Annotated in this window: 1 protein-coding gene; it reads left to right on the forward strand. The window is 69.0% G+C overall.

Going from position 1 to position 930, the window contains the following annotated elements; translation table 11 throughout:
* Nucleotides 1-930: hypothetical protein (locus FJQ57_RS22805; protein WP_170219568.1), on the forward strand; the 930-nt coding region annotated here is incomplete at both ends.

Below are 930 nucleotides of genomic sequence, written 5' to 3' on the forward strand. Positions count from 1 at the left end.
GCGGCCAATACACCTGGTCCTCCCCCCGCACCTACACCTCCGGCGGCATCACCTTCACCAACGACCGCTACTCCACCAACTCCCTGACCAGCCAGAACTGCGGCCGCCCACCCGCACCCACCGCACCGCCTCTATCCGCGCCCACGAGTCTTGCGATCGCGCCGCACACCAGCCGCACGGTCGTTACGTGGGCGCCCGTCGCCGGCGCCGAGAACTACCTCGTGACCGCCCCCGGGCTGACAGTGACGGTGTCGGCAACGTCGTTCGTGGATTCGAGATCGTTGACCTGGCAGGCAAGGACCTACATGGTGTCCGCACGTCGTGGTGCCGAGCTTGGTCCTGCGGCAACAGCTACGCTCCGTGCAGCGTGGCAGGCGGCCGATCGGGCCTACCTGTCCACCAAGCAGGGCCCCGCCCTGTGCGGGCGAGCTGGAGTCCAGGACGATCAGCGGCTGGTCTGCAACGTCAAGACCGCCACCGGATGGACCAGCACCACGACACCCCGAGCCGGGGACTGGGGCTACGCCACCGACCGCGCCTGGATCACCAACGACGACGGCACCGTGTCCTACTGCGCCCGCGTGGGCACCGGCAACCAGGTCCGATGCGACACCTTCGACGGCACCACCTGGTCGACCTCGACCTCCCAGCCGGTCGATGTCGCCTACCCCGAGAACCGGGCCTACCTGTCCACCAAGCAGGGCCCCGCCCTGTGCGGGCGAGCTGGAGTCCAGGACGATCAGCGGCTGGTCTGCAACGTCAAGACCGCCACCGGATGGACCAGCACCACGACACCCCGAGCCGGGGACTGGGGCTACGCCACCGACCGCGCCTGGATCACCAACGACGACGGCACCGTGTCCTACTGCGCCCGCGTGGGCACCGGCAACCAGGTCCGATGCGACACCTTCGACGGCACCACCTGGTCGA

The organism is Nocardioides litoris, from assembly GCF_006346315.1.
Lineage (GTDB): Bacteria > Actinomycetota > Actinomycetes > Propionibacteriales > Nocardioidaceae > Nocardioides > Nocardioides litoris.